This window comes from Kineococcus endophyticus, assembly GCF_040796495.1.
Lineage (GTDB): Bacteria > Actinomycetota > Actinomycetes > Actinomycetales > Kineococcaceae > Kineococcus > Kineococcus endophyticus.
The window spans coordinates 111,370-126,811 of the sequence record NZ_JBFNQN010000010.1 but is presented as its reverse complement, the minus strand read 5'-3'; the positions used below and the strand labels follow the sequence as shown (position 1 = coordinate 126,811).

The 15,442-nt window shown below is 73.7% G+C and carries 14 protein-coding genes; 8 read left to right on the top strand and 6 right to left on the bottom strand.

The window, feature by feature from the left end:
• Positions 1 to 10 precede the first annotated feature (10 nt).
• The 7 genes from AB1207_RS15355 to AB1207_RS15325 all read left to right on the top strand — a co-directional run bounded on the left by AB1207_RS15355 (position 11) and on the right by AB1207_RS15325 (position 6,658).
• Positions 11 to 1,222, top strand: coding sequence for a 4-hydroxybenzoate 3-monooxygenase (locus AB1207_RS15355; RefSeq protein ID WP_367639253.1), 1,212 nt, complete (start codon positions 11 to 13; stop codon positions 1,220 to 1,222).
• Positions 1,219 to 1,992 (top strand): protocatechuate 3,4-dioxygenase subunit beta, encoded by a 774-nt coding sequence (pcaH, locus tag AB1207_RS15350; protein ID WP_437178955.1) that lies wholly within the window; start codon positions 1,219 to 1,221, stop codon positions 1,990 to 1,992. Before AB1207_RS15355 ends, pcaH begins: the two co-directional genes overlap by 4 nt.
• Complete coding sequence (gene pcaG, locus AB1207_RS15345) at positions 1,989 to 2,543, top strand: protocatechuate 3,4-dioxygenase subunit alpha (protein WP_367639251.1); 555 nt, start codon at positions 1,989 to 1,991, stop codon at positions 2,541 to 2,543. The genes pcaH and pcaG overlap by 4 nt, the downstream gene beginning before the upstream one ends.
• Positions 2,544 to 2,550: 7 nt before the next feature.
• Positions 2,551 to 3,528, top strand: a complete 978-nt coding sequence (locus tag AB1207_RS15340; RefSeq protein ID WP_367639250.1) for a lyase family protein — start codon at positions 2,551 to 2,553, stop codon at positions 3,526 to 3,528.
• The gene (locus tag AB1207_RS15335; protein WP_367639249.1) at positions 3,525 to 4,274 is read left to right on the top strand and encodes an alpha/beta fold hydrolase; all 750 of its coding nucleotides are present in this window, start codon (positions 3,525 to 3,527) and stop codon (positions 4,272 to 4,274) included. Before AB1207_RS15340 ends, AB1207_RS15335 begins: the two co-directional genes overlap by 4 nt.
• Before the next feature lie 44 nt (positions 4,275 to 4,318).
• Positions 4,319 to 4,690 carry a 4-carboxymuconolactone decarboxylase gene (gene pcaC / locus AB1207_RS15330; protein WP_367639361.1) on the top strand — a complete coding sequence of 124 codons (372 nt, stop codon included), beginning with the start codon at positions 4,319 to 4,321 and terminating at the stop codon, positions 4,688 to 4,690.
• A 105-nt stretch (positions 4,691 to 4,795) separates the two neighbouring features.
• On the top strand, positions 4,796 to 6,658 hold the full coding sequence (locus tag AB1207_RS15325) for an FAD-dependent monooxygenase (protein WP_367639248.1): 1,863 nt from the start codon (positions 4,796 to 4,798) through the stop codon (positions 6,656 to 6,658).
• Here AB1207_RS15325 and AB1207_RS15320 read toward each other — a convergent pair.
• From AB1207_RS15320 to AB1207_RS15295, 6 genes are read right to left on the bottom strand one after another with little or no spacing between them, the layout of a single operon-like run.
• Complete coding sequence (locus AB1207_RS15320) at positions 6,642 to 8,138, bottom strand: GMC family oxidoreductase (RefSeq protein ID WP_367639247.1); 1,497 nt, start codon at positions 8,136 to 8,138, stop codon at positions 6,642 to 6,644. The two genes, AB1207_RS15325 and AB1207_RS15320, sit on opposite strands and share 17 nt — an antisense overlap.
• Entirely contained in the window at positions 8,135 to 9,580 is a 1,446-nt protein-coding gene (locus tag AB1207_RS15315) for an aldehyde dehydrogenase family protein (RefSeq protein WP_367639246.1), read from the bottom strand. Before AB1207_RS15315 ends, AB1207_RS15320 begins: the two co-directional genes overlap by 4 nt.
• Positions 9,577 to 10,539 (bottom strand): LysR family transcriptional regulator, encoded by a 963-nt coding sequence (locus AB1207_RS15310; protein ID WP_367639245.1) that lies wholly within the window; start codon positions 10,537 to 10,539, stop codon positions 9,577 to 9,579. Before AB1207_RS15310 ends, AB1207_RS15315 begins: the two co-directional genes overlap by 4 nt.
• Complete coding sequence (gene hpaD / locus AB1207_RS15305) at positions 10,536 to 11,606, bottom strand: 3,4-dihydroxyphenylacetate 2,3-dioxygenase (RefSeq protein WP_367639244.1); 1,071 nt, start codon at positions 11,604 to 11,606, stop codon at positions 10,536 to 10,538. The genes AB1207_RS15310 and hpaD overlap by 4 nt, the downstream gene beginning before the upstream one ends.
• Positions 11,607 to 11,623: 17 nt before the next feature.
• Positions 11,624 to 13,120, bottom strand: coding sequence for a 5-carboxymethyl-2-hydroxymuconate semialdehyde dehydrogenase (hpaE, locus tag AB1207_RS15300; RefSeq protein ID WP_367639243.1), 1,497 nt, complete (start codon positions 13,118 to 13,120; stop codon positions 11,624 to 11,626).
• Entirely contained in the window at positions 13,117 to 13,821 is a 705-nt protein-coding gene (locus AB1207_RS15295) for a GntR family transcriptional regulator (RefSeq protein WP_367639242.1), read from the bottom strand. The genes hpaE and AB1207_RS15295 overlap by 4 nt, the downstream gene beginning before the upstream one ends.
• 181 nt (positions 13,822 to 14,002) lie before the next feature.
• Here AB1207_RS15295 and AB1207_RS15290 point away from each other — a divergent pair, with 181 nt between their 5' ends.
• Positions 14,003 to 15,442, top strand: coding sequence for a fumarylacetoacetate hydrolase family protein (locus AB1207_RS15290; protein WP_367639241.1), 1,440 nt, complete (start codon positions 14,003 to 14,005; stop codon positions 15,440 to 15,442).

The following is a 15,442-nucleotide window of genomic DNA, read 5'->3' as shown; positions in this document are numbered from 1 at the left end:
GCCTCGCCCCATGACGACGCCGTCCCACGCCCCCGTCACGACCCACCGCACGCGGGTCGCGGTCGTCGGGGGTGGCCCCGCGGGCCTCATGGCCTCCCACCTGCTGCACCGCGCGGGGATCGACACGGTGGTCGTGGACCACCGGACGGTCCACGAGATCGAGACGACCCACCGCGCGGGCATCCTGGAGACCGACAGCGTGCGCCTGCTCACCGAGACGGGCGTCTACGGCGACGGACCCCAGCGCGTCCTCACCGAGGGCGACCGCCACGGCGGCATCTTCCTGCGCTTCGACGGCGCGTCCCACCACCTGGACTTCGAGCGGCTCGTCGGGAACTCCGTCTGGCTCTACCCGCAGACCGAGGTGTTCACCGACCTGCACCGCGCCCGCACCCGCGACGGCGGGAACCTGCACTACGGCGTCTCCGACGTCGGGGTGCACGACGTCACCGGATCGCCCCGGGTGGTCTTCACCGCGGCCGACGGGTCGCGGCACGAGGTGCAGGCCGAGGTCGTCGTCGGCGCCGACGGGTCCCGCAGCGTCTGCCGCGACCTCGTCGCCGGCCACCAGCGCTGGTTCCGCGAGTACCCGTTCGCCTGGTTCGGGATCCTCTGCGAGGCCCCCAAGAGTTCTGACGAACTGATCTACAACCGCTCCGAGACGGGGTTCGCGCTCATCAGCCAGCGCACCGAGTCGGTGCAGCGCATGTACTTCCAGTGCGACCCGGCGGAGAACGTCGACGACTGGTCCGACGCCCGGATCTGGGACGAGCTCCAGGGACGGCTCGCCGGCCGGGACGGGTTCGAACTCGTCGAGGGTCCCGTCATCAGCCGTTCGGTCCTGCCGTTCCGCAGCTTCGTCCAGACCCCGATGCGGCACGGCCGCCTCGTCCTGGCCGGAGACGCCGCGCACACCGTCCCGCCGACGGGCGCGAAGGGCCTGAACCTCGCCCTGGCCGACGTCCGGGTGCTCGCCGAGGTCCTGGTGGACGCCCTGACCAAGGACGACCTCGACCTGCTCGACGAGTACACCGACCGCGCCCTGGCCCGGGTGTGGAAGGCCCAGCACTTCAGCTACTGGATGACGACGATGCTGCACCGCAGCCCCGGCAGCGAGGGTTTCGACGACCTCCGCCAGCTCGGGGAACTGCACTCCCTGGTCTCCTCCGAGGCCGGGTCCACCTACCTCGCGGAGGGTTACACCGGATGGCCGACACGATGACCGGGCCGGACACGGGCCTGGAGAGCCAGGCCGCACTGTCGGCCGAGATCGAGGACACCGCGGCGAAGTGGGCCACGACCCGCGAGCCGGAGTTCCAACCCCACCGCGACTACCCGCCCTACCGCTCGACGCTGCTGCGGCACCCGACCAAGGACCTGTTCCAGGTCGACCCCGAGGGCGTGGAACTCTTCGCCCCCGCCTTCGGGCAGCGCGACGTCGACCCGCTCGAAGCGGACCTGACGATCCAGCGCGGCGGGGAGCCCCTCGGTGAGCGCATGGTGGTCACCGGACGCGTCGTCGACGGCGACGGCCGGCCCGTGCGCCACCAGCTGGTGGAGGTCTGGCAGGCGAACGCGGGCGGGCGCTACGTCCACCAGCGCGACCAGCACCCCGCCCCCCTGGACCCGAACTTCACGGGCATGGGCCGGACGCTCACCGACGCCGACGGCGTCTACCGGTTCACGACGGTGAAACCCGGGCCCTACCCCTGGAAGAACCACCACAACGCCTGGCGCCCGGCGCACATCCACTTCTCGCTGTTCGGCACCGACTTCACCCAGCGCCTCGTGACCCAGATGTACTTCCCGGGCGACCCGCTGTTCGCGCTGGACCCGATCTACCAGTCGATCGTCGACCCGGCGGCGCGCGAACGCCTCGTCGCCACCTACGACCACGACGTCACCACGCACGAGTGGGCGACGGGCTACCGGTGGGACATCGTCCTCACCGGCGCCCACCGCACGCCCCTGGAAGAGGAGGACCACGGATGACCCGCCTCGCGCCGACCCCGGGCCAGACCGTGGGCCCGTTCTTCCACTACGCCATGCCCTACCCCGGCGACTCCGAGCTCGTGCCGAGGGGGACCCCCGGGGCCGTCCGGCTGCACGGCACGGTCTTCGACGGTGCGGGCACCCCCGTCTCCGACGCCCTGCTGGAGGTCTGGCAGGCCGACCCCGACGGCGCCGTCGTCCAGCGGCACGGGTCCCTGCACCGCGACGGCTGGACGTTCACGGGGTTCGGCCGCTGCGCCACCGACGGGGCGGGCCACTACTCCTTCACGACCCTCACCCCCGGCGCGGTCGACGGCGGGCTGCCGTTCTTCGCCGTCACGGTCTTCGCCCGCGGGCTGCTGCACCGCCTCACCACCCGCGCTTACCTCCCCCTCGCCGACGGCGCGACGGATCCGCTGCTCACCGCGGCCGGCCCGCGGGCCCGCACCCTCGTCGCGACGGCCGACCCGGACGGCTACCGTTTCAACGTGCACCTGCAGGGTCCGGAGGAGACCGTCTTCCTCGTCGCACCGGGGGAAACCCCCGCGTGAGCCACCGGTGAGCGAACTCTTCCGGCCCGGTGACCACCGGGCCGGCGACGTGTTCTCCGACGAGGCCTTCACCGCGGCGATGGTCGCGGTGGAGTCGGCGTGGGCCGGTGCGGACCTGACGGCCCCCGACGAGCCGCTCGACGTCGAGGCGGGCGGCAACCCCCTCATCCCGCTGGTCCGGGCCCTGCGCCGGGCCAACCCCGGCGTCGAGGTGCACACCGGGCTGACGAGCCAGGACGTCGTGGACACCGCGCTCGTCCTGATGCTGCGGGACGCGGTGGGCCGGGTCCGCACCCACCTCGCGGACGCCCAGGCCGCACTGGCGACCCTCGACGCCGCCCACGGCCACCTCGAGGTCACGGCCCGCACCCTGACGCAGTGGGCGCTGCCCGTCCCGTTGTCCCACCGCTTCGCCGCGTGGCGCACGGGACTGCTCGAGGCCGACGCGGACCTCGCCGCGCTGACCTACCCCGTCCAGGCCGGTGGGCCCGTCGGGGTGCTGACCGAGCGCCGCGACCTCGCCGCCCGGCTGGGCCTGGCCGACGCACCGTCCTGGCACACGACCCGACGTCCGGTGACCCGCGCCGGGGACGCGCTGGCGACGACGACCGACGCGTGCGGGCACGTCGCCCGGGACGTCCTGACGCTGTCGCGGCCCGAGGTCGGGGAACTGTCCGAGGGCACGGGCGGCGGGTCGTCGTCCATGCCGCACAAGGCGAACCCCGTGCTGTCCGTCCTGATCCGCTCCACCGCCCTCGCGGCCCCCCAGCTCGCCGCGACGCTGCACGCGGCCGCGGCCGACCAGGTCGACGAACGCGCCGACGGGGCCTGGCACGCCGAGTGGGACACCCTGCGACTGCTGGCCCGCCGGACGGTCGTGGCGACCGCGCAGACCGCGGACCTGCTGGCGGGTCTGACCGTCCACCCCGACAGGGCCGCGGCGAACCTCGCCGCGGCGGAACGACTTCGCGGAGGAACCCCGTGACCCCCGACCGACCCGTCCTGGTCCTCGGCCCCTCGCTCGGGACCACCGCCGCCACCTGCTGGGGCCCCGTCGTCGACCTGCTCTCCGACGAGTTCGACGTCGTCGCCTGGGAACTGCCCGGCCACGGCGCCGACCGCCGGCCCGTCCCCGACGACCTGACCATCGCCGACCTCGCCCAGCAGGTCGCAGGCGCCGTCGCCGAACGGCACGACGGCCCCTTCCTCTACGCGGGCGACTCGGTCGGCGGGCAGGTCGGGCTGCAACTCCTCCTGGACCACCCCGACCGCGTGCTGGGGGCCGTGCTGTGCTGCACGGGCGCGCGCATCGGGACGCCCGACTCGTGGGCGGGACGCGCGGCGCAGGTGCGGGCCTCGGGCACCGCCTCCCTGGTGAGCGCGACGGCGGAGCGCTGGTTCGCCCCGGGGTTCCTCGACCGGCGCCCCGCGGTCGGGGCCGCTCTGCTGCACGCGTTGCGGGACACGGGCACCGAGGGCTACACCGCGGTCTGCGGCGCGCTGGCGCGGTTCGACGTCCGCGACCGCCTCGCCGAGGTCGAGCGTCCCGTCGTCGCGGTCGCCGGCGCCCACGACGCCGTCTGCCCGCCGGAGTCCCTGCGGGAGATCGCCGACGGGGTGCGCGACGGGCGCCTCGTGGTCCTGCAGGACGTGGCGCACCAGGCCCCGGCCGAGGCGCCGCAGGAGATCGCCCGGATCGTCCGGGACCTGGCACGAGAGGTGACGCAGTGACTCGGGACCACAGCGACGAGTACTCCCCCGAGTACAGGGCGGGGATGGTCGTGCGGCGCGAGGTGCTCGGCGACGAGCACGTCGACCGCGCCGTGGCCGGGACCACGGGGTTCACCGCCGACTTCCAGCGGTACATCACCGAGAACGCCTGGGGCGCGGTCTGGACGCGCCCCGGCCTGGACCGGCGTACGCGCTCGCTCATCACCCTCACGGCCCTCATCGCGCGCGGTCACCACGAGGAGTTCGCCATGCACGTGCGGGCCGCCCGGCGCAACGGCGTGACGGTCGCCGAGATCGGCGAGACGATCCTCGCCTCCGCCGTGTACTGCGGGGTGCCCGACGCGAACACCGCCTTCCGCATCGCCTCCGCAGTGCTGGCGGAGCTGGGCGAGGACCTGGGCTCCCCGGAGGGCTGAGCCCACCTCGGGGAAGCCGAGGTTCCACCTCGGACACCGGTGGTTGACCCGTCGCGAAGGCGAAACCTAGCGTCGCCGGTGACACCGTCGTCCGGGAGGCTCCTCATGCAGTTCCACCACCACGGGTACGTCTCGGGCGACCCGCGCGTCACCCCCGTCCCCGACGGCACCGCCTGGGACCCCGACCTGCCCGAGGAGGTCGACGTCCTCGTCGTCGGCGCCGGGCCGGCGGGCGTCCTGCTCGCCGCCCAGCTCTCGGTCTTCCCGGGCATCACCACCCGCCTCGTGGACCGCCGCGAGGGACGCCTGGCCATCGGCCAGGCGGACGGCATCCAGGCCCGCAGCGTCGAGACGTTCCAGGCGTTCGGCTTCGCGGGGCGGATCACCGAGGAGGCGTACCGGATCACCGAGATGTGCTTCTGGGCGCCGGACCCGGCCGACCCCGCCTCGATCGTGCGGACGACGCGGGCGGTCGACGACCCGCACGGCATCAGCGAGTTCCCGCACCTCATCGTCAACCAGGCCCGCGTCCTGGACCACTTCACCGAGTTCATGGAGAACTCCCCGAGCCGGATGGAACCCGACTTCGGCTACGACTTCCTCGACCTGACGGTCCACGAGGACGGCCGGGACCACCCCGTCGAGGTCCGGCTGCGCGAGGCGTCCGGCGCCGAGCGCACCGTGCACGCGCGGTACGTCGTGGGCTGCGACGGGGCCCGCAGCGGTGTCCGCCGCTCCATCGGGCTGACGCTCGCCGGCGGGGCCGCGCTGCACGCCTGGGCGGTCGTGGACGCCCTCGCGGTCACCGACTTCCCCGACATCCGCACCAAGTGCGCGATCCAGTCCCGGGCGGGCAGCATCCTGCACATCCCCCGCGAGGGCGGGCACCTGTTCCGCATGTACGTCGACCTCGGGGAGACCGCCGCGGACGACGCCGGCGCCGTCCGGGCCACGACCGTCGAGACGGCGATCGCCAAGGCGAACGAGATCCTGCACCCGTACACGCTCGACGTGAAGGACGTCGCCTGGTACAGCGTCTACGAGGTGGGGCACCGGCTCACCGAGCGGTTCGACGACGTGCCGGCGGGAGTGGACCGGGACCCGCGCGTCTTCATCGCGGGCGACGCCTGCCACACCCACAGCGCCAAGGCCGGTCAGGGCATGAACGTCTCGATGCAGGACGCGTTCAACCTCGGCTGGAAGCTCGCCCACGTCCTGTCCGGACGCAGCCCGGAGTCGTTGCTGCGCACGTACTCCGCCGAGCGGCAGGTCATCGCGCAGAACCTCATCGACTTCGACCGCGAGTGGTCGACCCTCATGGCGCGCAAGCCCGAGGAGTTCGACGACCCCGGCGCGCTCGGTGAGTTCTACACCGCCACCGCCGAGTTCCCGGCCGGGTTCCGCACGCACTACCCGGCCTCGCAGGTCGTCGCCGACGACGCGCACCAGGACCTCGCGAAGGGGTTCACGGTGGGCAAGCGGTTCAGGTCCCCCCGCGTCAGCCGGGTCGCCGACGGGAACCCCGTCCACCTGGGCCACCACGCCCGCGCCGACGGCCGCTGGCGGCTGTACGCCTTCGCCGACGGGGCGCCGGGTGCGGAACTCACCGCGTGGGCGCAGTGGCTGGCGGACGACCCGGCCTCCCCCGTCGTCGCCCACACCCGGCCGGACGAGGACCTCGACGCACTCTTCGACGTCAAGGTCGTCCACCCCGTCCCGCACCCCGAGGTCGACCTCGGCACGGTGCCGGCGGTGTTCCTGCCGCGCACCGGGCCGTTCGGCCTGACGGACTACGAGAAGGTCTACGCCCTGCACCCCGAGGAGGACGTGTTCGCCGAACGCGGGATCGACCCCGCCGGGTGCGTCGTGGTCGTCCGGCCCGACCAGTACGTGGCGGCCGTGCTGCCGCTGACCGATCGAGCCGGACTGCCCGCGTTCTTCGACGGGGTGTTCAGCCCGCGACGCTGAGGGCGCTCAGCGCACGGGCCGCCTTCTCGGCGACCAGGACCGCCGGCGCGTTGGTGTTCCCCGCGGGGATGGTGGGGACCACCGACGCGTCGGCCACGTGCAGCCCGGCGACGCCGTGCACGCCGAGCGTGCGGGGGTCGACGACGGCGAGGGCGTCGGTGCCCATCCGCGCCGTGCCGACCTGGTGGTGGTACGTGACCGCGGTGCGCCGCACGTAGTCCTCCAGGTCCTCGTCCCGCACCTGGGCCCCGGGGTGCAGTTCGGCGGCCCCCCACGCCGCGAGGGCCGGCTGCCGCACCACCTCGCGCGCCTGCTGCACCGACGCGACGAGGGAAGCGACGTCGTCGGGGTGGGTGAGCGCCCCGAGGTCCACGGCCGTCGGTGCCGTCGGGTCGGCGCTCGTGAGCCGCACGGACCCCCGGCTGCGCGGCGTGACGAGACCGCCGTACACCGTGAAGGCGTTGGCCGGACCGCTGAGGGTGTCGTCGTACATCGGGACCGAGAACACGATGGGCTGGGTGTCCGGGCGGTCCAGCCCGGGTCGGGACCGCCACCACCAGTGCACCTGCGTGGCGCTCTGCCCCGGTCCGGGAGGCGGGACCTCCCGCTGCGCCGTCGCGATGACGGGGGCGAGCAGGTGGTCGTGGAGGTTGCGCCCGACACCCGGCAGGTCGAGCACGGGCTCGATCCCGACGGCCGCGAGTTCCTCGCGCGGGCCGACGCCCGAGCGCAGCAGCACCCGCGGGGTGTCGAGCGCTCCGGCGCACAGCACCACGGTGTCGGCGCGGACCTCCTGCACCCGCCCCTGCACGGCGTACCGCACCCCGCGGACGGCGCCGTCCTCGAGCAGCAGCTCGTGGACCCAGGCCCCGGTCACGACCTCCAGCGACGGGTGGTCGCGGACGGGCAGCAGGTACGCGTGCCAGGTGTTGTGCCGCCGCCCGTCGCGCACCGTGACCTGCTGCGGCGCGACGCCGTCCAGCCGCCCGCCGTTGTAGTCCGGCGTGCGGGCCAGACCCGCCTGCTGCGCCGCCTCGAGCACCGCGGCCTGGACCGGGTGCAACGGGTAGTCGGTGACGACGCCCAGCACCTCCTCCGCGGCGCGGAACAGCGGCACGACGTCGTCCCAGCCCCAGCCGGGGTTCCCGGCCGCCGCCCAGTCGTCGTAGTCCTGCCTGCACCCACGCACCCAGATGCAGGCGTTCAGCGCGTGCGAGCCGCCGACGACCTTCCCGCGGGGCAGGTGCAGCCGCCGTCCCGCCGCACCCGCTTGCGGCACCGTGAAGTAGTTCCAGTCGACCTCGGAGTGCCAGAGCTCCCCGAGCCGCGCGAGTTCGGGGATGGCCGGGTTCGTCTCGGGCGGGCCGGCCTCCAGCAGGAGGACCGAGCGGCCCGCGTCCAGCAGGCGCCGGGTCAGGACCGAACCGGCCGACCCGGCGCCGACGACGACGACCCGCCCGGCCCCGTCCGCCGCACTCACTGCGCCGCCGGCGCAGCCGGGCGGGTCACGACCTTCGGCACCCCGAGGGCCTTCAGACCCTCGACACCGAACTCGACGCCGTACCCGGACCCCTTGACCCCGCCGAACGGGGCCATCGGGTGCACCCCGCCGTGGGAGTTGATCCAGACCGTCCCGGCCTCCACACGGTCGGCGACCTCCTGGGCCCGGGCGGTGTCGGACGACCAGACCGACGCCCCGAGACCGACGTCGAGCCGGTTGGCGCTGGCGATGGCCTCCTCGACGTCGGAGTAGGAGACGATGGGCAGCGCCGGACCGAACTGCTCCTGGTCCACGAGCGGGTCGCCGTCGTGCAGCCCGGTGACCAGCGTGACCGGGTAGAACAGCGGGCCCAGGTCGCTCAGCGGCGAACCCCCGGTGACGACGGTTCCGCCGCGCTGCTTGGCGTCCTCGACGAGGCCGGAGACGACCTCGAACTGCATGGAGTTCTGCACCGGCCCGAGCACGCTGTCCTCGTCCAGGCTGCGCCCCAACGGCATCGCCTTCGCGACGTCGGCCAGCGCCGCGACGACCTCGTCGTGGATCGACTCGTGGACGTAGAGCCGCTTGAGGGCCGCGCAGGTCTGGCCGGTGTTGATGAAGGCGCCCCAGAACAGGTCCTGGGCGATGGCCCGCGGGTCGGCGTCGGGCAGGACGATGCCCGCGTCGTTGCCCCCGAGCTCCAGCGTCAGCCGGGCGAGGTTCGCCCCCGACGCCTCGACGATCTTGCGGCCCGCGGCCGTGGACCCGGTGAACATCACCTTGCGCACGGCCGGGTGCGCGACGAGCGACGCCCCCAGCTCACGGCCCCCGGACAGCGCCCCCAGGACGCCGTCGGGCAGTTCCTCGGCCATGAGGGAGACGAGCGCGAGCACGCTCAGCGGCGTCTTCTCCGACGGCTTCACGACGACGGCGTTGCCCATCAGCAGGGACGGCGCGACCTGCCAGACGGTGATCATCAGGGGCCAGTTCCACGGCCCGACCGCCGCGACCAGGCCCAGGGGCCGGTAGGTCATGACGGACACCTGCGAGCCGTCGTCGACGACGACCTCCTCCTCGAGCACGGTGGCCGCCGTCGCGCGCAGCCAGGCCGAGCAGGCGCCGACCTCGAACCGGGCGTTCGGCCCGTTGAGGGGTTTGCCCTGCTCGCGGGCGAGCAGGCGGGCGAGCGGTTCGGCGGCCGCCTCGATGCGGTCGGCGATCCGCAGCAGGACCGCGCTGCGCTCGGCGTGCCCGAGTCCGGCCCAGCCGGGCTGCGCCGCGGTGGCCGCCGTCACGACGCGCTCGAGGTCGTCCGTGGTGTGCTCGGGCGCGCGGCCGAGCAGGTCCCCCGTCGCGGGTTCGTGGATCTCCACGCCCTCGGCGACGGTGACCCGGGCCAGCAGGTCCTGCTCGCTGGTGACGGTGTCGGTCTGGGTGCTCATCGGTTCTCCTCGGTCGTCGTCGACTGCTGGGACAGGATGGGACTGGGGGTGAAGGCGGTGGGGGCGGCGCGGGCGAACGCGCGTGCGGCCCGGGTCAGGGGGGTGCGCCGCGACCAGGCCAGGAGGACGCGCACCTCGGGCACGCCGTCGGCGATCTCGCGCACGACGACCTCCCGGCCCTCGTAGGTCCGGTCCGACCACGGGCGCTGGACGAGCAGGCTCCACCCCAGCCCGCGGCCGACGAGGGCCCGCACGGTCTCCAGGCCGCCGGCGCGGAACCGGACCTGGGGCTCGATGCCGACCTGCCGGAACACCGAGAACGTGTCCTGCGAACTCGGCGGTGAGTCCAGCAGCACGAACGGTTCGGCCGCGAGGTCGCGCAACCGGACCTCGGGGTCGCCCGCCAGCGGGTGACCGGCCGGCAGCAGGACGTGCGGGCGGGTGCGGAACAGTTCCAGGCTCGCCACGCCGTCGCGCAGCTGCATGTCGTACAGGACGGCCACGTCGAGCTCGCCGCGCTCGAGCCCGTCCTGCAGGCTGTCCTGGTCAGCCTCGGTGAACGTCGTGCGGACCCGCGGGTGGTCGGCGGCGAACGCCGACAGCAGCGGCGGCAGGCAGGTCGGTCCCAGCGTGTGGTAGCAGCCGACGGTGAGGTTCCCGCCCAGGGACTCCCCCGCGCCGCCCCCCACCTCGGCGAGTTCCTCGGCCTCCTCCAGCAGGGCGCGCGAGCGGCGGAGCAGGTCCTGCCCCGCCGCGGTGAGCGTGATGCCGTGCGCCTTCCGGCGGACGCAGAGCTGGACCCCGAAGGCGTGCTCCAGCTTCTCCACCGCCGCGGCGACCGCCGACGGGGAGATCACCAGCTGCTCGGCGGCACCGGTGATCGTCCCCGTCTCGGCCACGGTGACGAAGTAGAGGAGTTGGCGCAGGGACCACGCCGGCGCCTGCCGGACGGTCTTCACACCTGGTGCCCCACCTTGAAGCCGACCGCCTCGTCGTCCTTGCGGGTGTAGGAGAACCCGTCGGCGCCGATGGTGACGTCGGACTCGCGGTCCTGGGTGCGTTCGGTGACCGGGCGGGGCGTGCCGTCGAGGTCGAGGACGGTGGACGCGTTCGCGTACCAGGACGGGACGACGGGGTTGCCCCACCAGTCGCGGCGCTGGTTGTCGTGCACGTCCCACGTGATGACCGGGTTGTCGGGGTCACCGGTGTAGTAGTCGTGGGTGTAGATCTCGATGCGGTGCCCGTCCGGGTCCAGCAGGTAGAGGTAGAACGCGTTGGAGACCCCGTGCCGGCCGGGGCCGCGCTCGATCTGGTCCGAGCGCCGCACGGCCCCGAGGTGGTCGCACAGGTGCAGGATCTGGCTGCGCTCGTGGGTCGCGAAGGCGATGTGGTGCATGCGCGGGCCGTCCCCGCCGGTGAGGGCGACGTCGTGGACGGTGGGTTTGCGGTACATCCAGGCGGCGTAGACGGTGCCCTCGTCGTCCTCGATGTCCTCGGACACCTTGAACCCCAGGCCCTCGTAGTAGGCGCGCGCGGCGGGGACGTCGGGGGTGACGACGTTGAAGTGGTCCAGCCGGGAGATGGCCCCCGCCCCGTGCAGGTCGTAGCGCTGGTGGAACCGCTCGACGTGCTCGGCCTCGTGGAAGAACTCGACGGGGAACCCCAGGGGGTCGACGACCTGGACGGCCTCGCCGATCCCCCGGGTGGTCCCGGCGGGCACCCGGCGGACCTCGACCCCGAGCGCGCGGTAGTGCGCCTCGGCCAGGTCGAGGTCCTGCGGCGTGCGCACGCGGTAGGCGAACTTGGCCGCCGCCGCCACGGGCCCCTGCCGCACGACGAGGCTGTGGTGCAGGTACTCCTCGAAGGCCCGCAGGTACAGCGCGTCCTCGGTCTCGTGGGTCACGACGAGGCCGAGCAGTCCGGTGTAGAACCACTTCGAGGCCTGCAGGTCGGTGACGACGAGTTCGGCGTAGGCGCAGCGGATGACGTCGGGCGGGGTCGGCAGGTCTCGTGTCGTGTCGCTCATGTCGGGCTCCCGGGGGTTCAGTGGGCGCCGAAGCGCGCGGTGTGGACGTCGCCCAGCGTGATGTGGACGGCTTGCTGCTCGGAGTAGAAGTCCAGCGACCGGTACCCGCCCTCGTGGCCGAGCCCGGAGGCCTTCACCCCGCCGAAGGGGCTGCGCAGGTCGCGGACGTTGTGGGAGTTCAGCCACACCATGCCGGCCTCGATCGCGTGCGCGACGCGGTGCCCGCGCGTGAGGTCGGACGTCCAGACGTACCCCGCGAGGCCGTACTTGACGTCGTTGGCCAGCCGCACGGCGTCGGCCTCGTCCTCGAACGGCGTGATGGCCACGACGGGACCGAAGATCTCCTCCTGGAAGATCCGCGCGGTGGAGGGGACGTCGGCGAAGACGGTGGGCGCGAGGTAGTTCCCGACGGGAAGGTGGTCCGGTCGCCCGCCGCCGGCGACGAGGCGCCCCTCGGTCTTGCCGACCTCGACGTACCCCAGCACCCGTTCGTAGTGCTCGGGGTGCACGAGGGCGCCGACCTCGGTCCGCGGGTCGTGCGGGTCCCCGACGACGATGTTCCGCGCCCGGGTGGCGTACCGATCGACGAACTCGTCGTAGATGCTGCGCTGCACGAGGATGCGCGACCCCGCGGTGCACCGCTCCCCGTTGAGGGAGAACACCCCGAACAGCGTCGAGTCCAGGGCCGCCTCGAGGTCGGCGTCCGCGAACACGACGGCCGGGGACTTCCCGCCGAGCTCCATCGACAACCCCTTGAGCTGCGTCGCGGAGTTGCGGAAGATCAGTTGCCCCGTCGTCGTCTCGCCGGTGAAGGAGATGAGCTGGGTGCCGGGGTGCTTGACGAGCGCGTCCCCGGCGTCCTCGCCGATGCCGTTGACGAGGTTGAACACCCCCTGCGGCAGGCCGGCCTCGGTGAAGATCTGCGCCCACAGGCTCGCCGACAGCGGGGTGAACTCGGCGGGTTTGAGGACGACGCTGCAGCCGGAGGCGATGGAGGGCGCGAGCTTCCAGCTCTCCAGCATGAACGGCGTGTTCCACGGCGTGATGAGCCCGGCCACGCCGACGGGTTTGCGGTTGACGTAGTTCACCTGCCTGCCGGGCACCTTGTAGGCGTCGTCGGACTGCGCCACGACGAGGTCGGCGAAGAACCGGAAGTTCTCCGCGGCGCGCTGCGCCTGCCCCAGGGCCTGGGTGATGGGCAGCCCGGTGTCGAAGGTCTCCAGCTCGGCGAGCCGCGTGTCCGAGGCCTCGACGAGGTCGGCGATCGCGTTCAGGACGCGGGCGCGGCCGCGGGCGGGCCGCTCGGACCACGTGCCGGCGTCGAACGCCCGGCGCGCGGCCCGCACCGCGGCGTCGACGTCGGCGGCGCCGCCGGCGGCGGCCGTGGCGTACGTCTCGTTCGACACGGGGTCGAGGACGTCGAACGTGGTCCCGTCGGCCGAGTCGCGCAGTTCGCCGTCGATGAAGTGCTGCAGGTGGGTGGGCAGGCCGTCCGGCACGTGGCGAGCGGTCACAGGGTCTCCTCGGGGTTGCGGGCGGTGGCCTCGTGGACGAGCACGGCGCGCAGGGTGGCCGCGCGGTGCTCCCGGGCCGCGGTCTCCACCTCGGCGGCGGGGGCGCCGGAGGCGATGAGGTCGAGCAGGGCGTCGTGCTCGGCCACCGACTGGTGCGTACGGTCGGGGACCAGGGAGAACACGCTGGTGCGCAGCGTGCTGAGGCGGTGCCAGCCCCGGTCCACGAGCTCGAGCAGGTGCGGGTTGGGGCAGCGGCCCGCCAGCGTGCGGTGCAGTCGCTGGTTGAGCTGGCTGAACAGCTGGGTGTCCGGTTCCCCGCGGTCGAACCCGGCGAGTTCGGCGCGCAGCCGCTCGTTGAGCCGCCTCGCCTCCGCCAGGTCGTCGGCCGTGAGCAGCGGCAGGGCCTGCCCCACCGCCGCCCCCTCGACGACGGCCAGCGTCTCCATCGTCCAGCGGTACTCCACGGGGTCCAGTCCCCGGACGGTCGCGCCGACGTGGCGCTCGAACTCGACCAGCCCTTCGGCCTCCAGGCGCCGCACGGCTTCGCGCACCGGCACCGGGGACGAGCCGAGCTCCCGGGCGAGCGCCCCGAGCACGAGGCGGTACCCCGGCGTGTAGGCGCCCGACACGATGCGCCCGCGGACGAGCTCGTAGGCGAGCTCCACCTTCGACGTGGCGACACCCGCCTCCGGACCCGGCACGACGTCCTCCTCGACGCTCGACAGATCGTATATCTTCGGCGATACGGTAGGTGCCCAGCTCGACGGTGCGCAAGGACCGGCTTCCTCGTCGTCGCCGAGGAGGCACCTCGGCCCGGTGCGCTTGACGCGGGCGGCCGTCAGCCCGACGGTCGGACCACACGACCCACGAAGGAGTGCGCAGATGCCGTCCTCGTCCGGACCGCTCCCCCACCGGCCGGGGAAGGTCCTCGCCGTCCACCTCGCCTACGCCTCCCGCGCCGCCCAGCGCGGCCGCCGGCCGGCGCACCCGTCCTACTTCCTCAAACCGTCCAGCTCGGTCTCCGGCGGCGGCACCGTCGAACGTCCCCTCGGCACCGAACTCCTGGGGTTCGAGGGCGAGATCGCCCTCGTCATCGGCGAACCCGCCCGTCGGGTGGGCGTGGACCGCGCCTGGGACCACGTCGCCGGCGTCACCGCGGCGAACGACCTGGGGTTGTACGACCTGCGCAGCAACGACAAGGGCTCGAACGTCCGCTCCAAGGGCGGCGACGGGTTCACCCCGCTCGGGCCCGCGGTCCTGCCCGCGCGGGGCCTGGACCCCGCCGCCCTGCGCGTGCGCACCTGGGTCAACGGCGACCTCGTCCAGGAGGACACGACGGCCGGGTTGCTGTTCCCGCTGGCGCAGATCGTCGCCGACCTGTCCCAGCACCTCACGCTCGAGACCGGCGACGTGGTCCTCACGGGAACCCCGGCCGGTGCGGGCGTCGTCGTGCCGGGGGACGTCGTCGAGGTCGAGGTGGACGTGCCGGGAGGTCCTGCGACCGGCCGGTTGCGCACGACGGTCGTCCAGGGCGAGCACGGGTTCGACCCCGCCCTCGGGTCCGGCCCCGCCGTCGACGACCTCCAGCGCGAGGAGGCGTGGGGTTCGCGCGAGGCCGCCGGGCTCCCCGGTCACGGCCTGTCCCCCGCACTGCGCGCCGACCTCGAACGGGTCCCGACCGCGGCGCTCTCGGCCCAGCTGCGCAAGCGGGGCCTCGACGACGTGACGGTCGACGGGGTGACGTCGAACCACCCGGACCGCAAGCTCGTCGGGCTGGCCCGCACGCTGCGCTTCGTCCCCCACCGCACCGACCTCTTCGCCTCCCACGGCGGGGGTCTCAACGCCCAGAAGCGGCTGTTCGACACGGTCGGCGAGGGCGAGGTCATCGTCATCGAGGCGCGCGGGGAGACCGGCTCGGGAACCCTGGGCGACATCCTCGCGATCCGCGCCCACGCCCGCGGCGCCGCGGGCGTCGTCACCGACGGCGGTGTCCGCGACCACGCCGCCGTGAGCGCCGTGGGCATCCCCGTGTACTCCCGTGGCGCCCACCCCGCCGTCCTGGGCCGCAAGCACGTCCCGTGGGACACCGACGTCACGATCGCCTGCGGCGGGACGACGGTGCAGCCCGGTGACGTCGTCGTCGGGGACGGCGACGGGGTCGTCGTCGTCCCCCGCGCCCTCGTCGAGGAGGTCGTCGCGGCCGCGCTCGCCCAGGAGGCCGAGGACGCCTGGATCGCCGGGCAGGTCGCCGCCGGGAACTCCGTCGACGGGTTGTTCCCGATGAACGCCCACTGGCGTGCCCGCTACGAGCAGGAGGCCTGA

What these genes read in the sequence shown, in the direction of transcription:
- AB1207_RS15355 (WP_367639253.1), top strand. Translation starts at nt 11, where the DNA reads ATGACGACGCCGTCCCACGCCCCCGTCACGACCCACCGCACGCGGGTC.
- pcaH (WP_437178955.1), top strand. Translation starts at nt 1,219, where the DNA reads ATGACCGGGCCGGACACGGGCCTGGAGAGCCAGGCCGCACTGTCGGCC.
- pcaG (WP_367639251.1), top strand. Translation starts at nt 1,989, where the DNA reads ATGACCCGCCTCGCGCCGACCCCGGGCCAGACCGTGGGCCCGTTCTTC.
- pcaC (WP_367639361.1), top strand. Translation starts at nt 4,319, where the DNA reads ATGGTCGTGCGGCGCGAGGTGCTCGGCGACGAGCACGTCGACCGCGCC.
- AB1207_RS15325 (WP_367639248.1), top strand. Translation starts at nt 4,796, where the DNA reads ATGCAGTTCCACCACCACGGGTACGTCTCGGGCGACCCGCGCGTCACC.
- AB1207_RS15315 (WP_367639246.1), bottom strand. Translation starts at nt 9,580, where the DNA reads ATGAGCACCCAGACCGACACCGTCACCAGCGAGCAGGACCTGCTGGCC.
- hpaD (WP_367639244.1), bottom strand. Translation starts at nt 11,606, where the DNA reads ATGAGCGACACGACACGAGACCTGCCGACCCCGCCCGACGTCATCCGC.
- AB1207_RS15290 (WP_367639241.1), top strand. Translation starts at nt 14,003, where the DNA reads ATGCCGTCCTCGTCCGGACCGCTCCCCCACCGGCCGGGGAAGGTCCTC.